Genomic DNA, 3,719 nt, shown 5'->3' on the forward strand with positions numbered 1-3,719 from the left:
GCCGACAAATCCCAAACAGGACAGTCGAGACGTCAGTCAGCCGAGGGGTCAGACCCGCCAGCAGCGTCACCACGTCACATCCTCACTGTCAGCCGTGGTGCCCGCCCCGGTTGTGGCTGCCCCCGGGGTTCATGTGCTCGGAGCCCTCCTCCATGATCCCGCCGAGCGTGCTCTGCAGGTCCGTCACGGTCCGCTCCTCGCCGACGGCCACCCACTTGCGGCCCACCAGGTAGTAACCGCCGTAGTCCTTGGCCGTGTTGAGCCACTCGCGCTGGCCGCGGTCGGTGGCGAAGGTGGCGAGGACGTACTTCTCCTTGCCCTTCCCGCACAGCGCCTGGCGGATGGTGTCGGCGTCGGTCTGCATGTTCGGCTCGCACTTCGCCTCGGCGGCCAGGTGCTCCAGGCTCCCGGTCGCGGTGGGCGGCACCTGGTCCTCGCCGTCGCCGCCGGCTCCGCAGCCCGCCAGCGCCAGGGCCGCCACCGCGCCGGTCAGCGCGAGCATCGGTCGGGTCACCCTCATGTGTTCCTCCGGTTCTGGACGGCGACATCGTGACGGCGACACGCCGCACGGAGCCCCGGCGGGGGGCTCTTTCGTCTTCGATACGGCTGTGACACCCACCGTGCTCAAATCCCGGTGGGGCAGGTGACCATCCGCCGGGTCGCTCGTTCTGCTGGGCGTGCAGTCACAGGATGCCGCCCCGTTCGCCGCGCCCTCCTCCTCGTCCGGTCCGGTCGTCGACGTCGAGCAGGCCGAGGCCGCGCTCGTCGAGCACTATGCACGGCTCGTCCGGCTCGCCTACCTGGTGCTGCCCGCGCGCATGGGCCGGAGCGGGCGGGTGTTCCGGGCGCACTGTCTGGTCCAGCGGGCGCTGCCCCGCGGCCGCACCCGCGCACCGCTGATCCCCGCCCGGCCGGCCGGCCGTGACGGCGACCCCGGGTACGCGCTCGTCCGGCTCCAGGTGGTGCGCACGGCGCTGGAGGCGGGCCGGCCGCTGCGGCGCGGGGTCTGGCCGAAGCGGGCGCAGCTGCCGCCGCTGCTCCCGCGGGTGTGGGGGCTCAAGCTGTTCCCGCGGCCGGGCGGCGCGGACGAACTCGCCCTGGACCAGCGGCTGTCCGCCCTGTCCGGTCCGGCCCGCGCCGCGCACGTGCTGCGTGGCGTCGAGCGGCTCCCGGACGGGGACGTGCGTACGGTGCTGACGGCCGCGGGCGTGGCCGATGTGGACGGCGCGCTGGTGGAGGCCGACGGGATTCGCGCCCCGTACCGGCTGCTCGACTCCCCCGAGTTCGATCCCTGCTCGCTCACGGCCCGGCCCACGGACCTGCTGCGCCGGCGCCGGCGTCTGAAGGCCGCGCTGGTCGGCGGGGCCGCGCTGGCGGTGTGCGGGACGCTGCTCGGGCTGCCGGAGAACGGCTGGGGCGGGGACGGTGCGGCAGGTCCGTCGGACGCCCGGAACCCGGCCGTGCGGGCCGCGCTGGACCCGGGGAGGCTGACCCGGGTCTCCCCCGCCGCGTGGAAGACCTCCGCGCGTACCGACTTCTCCGTGTGGCCGGCGCGCGGAGACCGCACCGGCGACCGTGCGCTGCTGCGGCGCGCGCTCGCCGTGTGGACCCGGCCCGGGCAGGGCGTGCGGGTGTCGGCGACCCCGGGCACCCCCTCCGGCGGGCCCGCGGGGCCGCCCCAGTTGCTGTACGCGGGGAGGGTGGACACCGCGCGGGTGGTGATCCTCTACGACGGTCTGCGCGTGGTGCGGTACGCCGAACCGGAGGACGGCACCGAGGGCGCCGCACTGGACCTCGCCCGCGCCGACGGTGCCGGGCGGGCCGGGTCGGGTGCGGTGGTGCTGAGCCGGGCCGACGGCAACGTCCGGTATCTGACCGCCCCTTGGGTGCGGGAGGCCGACGAGCTGGATCTGCGCGAGCCGGGCTCCGGCGCGATGGCCCTCACCCTCGTCGACGGGGTGACCTCGCCCCTGGCGAGTCCCGCGCCGCGGGAGGGTCCCTGTACCTCCTGGAACGTGCTGCGGCTGACCGACGGCACCGGCAGCCGGCTGCTGACCGATCTGGGCGAGCTGGTCCCGGCCCGGCTGACCGCCGGAGCGCCCGGCTCGCCGAAGGACGTCTCCGGGGCGAAGGCGCTGCGCACCTGGGCGCCGTACGCCTGCTCACTGAGCGCGGTGCGCTCGGCGGGGGTGCGGAGCGTGAACGCCTGGGCGTTCGCCGAGCAGCCGCTGCCCGGGGTACGGCAGGACGCGGAGTGGGTGTGCACCCGGGCCGAGACCTGGCGGGGCGGCGGGGCCAGGGTGCTGGCGCAGTTCCACACGCCCGGCGCGCCGTCCGCGGCGGTGGCGGCGAAGGCCGAGGACGTGCCGGCGTGCGGGGAGCGGGAGCCGCGGGTGCTCGCCGGGGTGCTGTGGAAGTCCGGGGCGGACGGCTGGTACCTGCTGGCCGCCGGCAGCCGCGACATCGCCTCGGTCAGGGCGACGGGCGGGGTCGAGGGGTCGGCGCGGGGCCATCTGCTGACCGTACGCGCCGAGAAGGGTGCCCGCGCGGACCTCGAGGGCGGACGGGAGAACGGGCGGACGATCAGCGGGCTGCGCTGACCGGATGAACACCGAGGCCCGGTCCGGACCGTTCGAGGCCGGATTCGATCGGTAAGGTGTTCGCATGACTACCGGGGTACGTCGCAGGATGGGAGTCGAGGAGCGGCGGCAGCAGTTGATCGGCGTGGCCCTCGAACTGTTCAGCCGACGCTCTCCCGATGAGGTCTCCATCGACGAGATAGCGTCGCGGGCGGGCATCTCCCGCCCGCTGGTCTATCACTACTTTCCCGGCAAACTCAGCCTGTACGAGGCGGCGTTGAGGCGCGCCTCGGAGGACCTGACGTCCCGTTTCATGGAGCCGCACGAGGGTCCGCTGGGATCGCGGCTGCGGCGGGTGATGGCCCGGTTCTTCGACTTCGTCGAGAGTCACGGGCCCGGATTCGCCGCCCTGATGCGCGGCGGCCCGGCGGTGTCCGCGGGCGGAGCCTGCTCAGTGAGCACGGTGTCGGCCACCCACGCGCTGGTCGACTCCGTACGGCAGGCCGCGTACGAACAGATCCTGTCGCACATGGGGGTGGAGGGCCCGGCGCCGGCCCGGCTGGAACTCGTCGTACGGTCCTGGGTGTCGCTCGTCGAGTCGACGGCGCTGATCTGGCTGGACGGGCGGCGGGTGCCGCGGGAGGAGCTGGAGGCGCAGCTGGTGCAGGACTTCGCCGCGCTCGCCGCAGTCGCGGCCGCGCGCGACGAGGAGCTGGCCGCACTGCTGCGGGGGCTGGTCAGGAACGAGCCGGGCGACGGGCCGTTCACCGACCTGGCGGTCCGGCTGATCGCGCTGGCGGATGCGTGAGCACCACGACGACGTGGGCCCTGGTCGTCGAGACGACGCAGGGGATCGGGCAGCGCAAGCACACGGTGGCCCGGGTGCTGACGCATGTCGAGGGGTCCCGGGAGGCGGCGCTCGCCGAGTTGGAGCGGCAGGCGCGGGGTTATGCGCCGGAGCACCCGGGGAGCCCTCGTCGCCGCCGTCTGCTGCGGACCGGTGACGGGTTCCTGCTCGTCGTCGACGGGTCGTGGCAGACGTTCGCCAGCCGGTTCACCGTGGGGGAACTGCTCGCCGACTCCGAGGCTCCCCCGGCCCCCGGGCCGCCGGCCGGGGAACCCGCCGCGCCCCCGGCCGGG

4 protein-coding genes are annotated in these 3,719 nt (G+C 74.8%); 3 read left to right on the forward strand and 1 reads right to left on the reverse strand.

What is annotated here, in order from left to right:
* Positions 1-88 precede the first annotated feature (88 nt).
* The gene (locus ACIF9R_RS30035) at positions 89-520 is read right to left on the reverse strand and encodes a hypothetical protein (RefSeq protein ID WP_399985536.1); all 432 of its coding nucleotides are present in this window, start codon (positions 518-520) and stop codon (positions 89-91) included.
* A gap of 157 nt (positions 521-677) precedes the next feature.
* Between ACIF9R_RS30035 and ACIF9R_RS30040 the strand changes: the two genes are divergently transcribed.
* The 3 genes from ACIF9R_RS30040 to ACIF9R_RS30050 form a co-directional block, all read left to right on the forward strand.
* Complete coding sequence (locus tag ACIF9R_RS30040) at positions 678-2,600, forward strand: hypothetical protein (RefSeq protein ID WP_399985537.1); 1,923 nt, start codon at positions 678-680, stop codon at positions 2,598-2,600.
* 64 nt (positions 2,601-2,664) lie between these two features.
* Positions 2,665-3,387, forward strand: coding sequence for a TetR/AcrR family transcriptional regulator (locus ACIF9R_RS30045; protein WP_399985538.1), 723 nt, complete (start codon positions 2,665-2,667; stop codon positions 3,385-3,387).
* On the forward strand, positions 3,384-3,719 hold a 336-nt coding region (locus ACIF9R_RS30050; protein WP_399985539.1), incomplete at its 3' end, for a hypothetical protein. The genes ACIF9R_RS30045 and ACIF9R_RS30050, both read left to right, overlap by 4 nt.

This window comes from Streptomyces sp. NPDC086080 (genome assembly GCF_044540255.1).
Taxonomy (GTDB): Bacteria; Actinomycetota; Actinomycetes; order Streptomycetales; family Streptomycetaceae; genus Streptomyces.

Bases quoted from the DNA above. Each gene is read 5' to 3' on its own strand.
- ACIF9R_RS30035 (WP_399985536.1), bottom strand. From the start codon at position 520: ATGAGGGTGACCCGACCGATGCTCGCGCTGACCGGCGCGGTGGCGGCC.
- ACIF9R_RS30045 (WP_399985538.1), top strand. From the start codon at position 2,665: ATGACTACCGGGGTACGTCGCAGGATGGGAGTCGAGGAGCGGCGGCAG.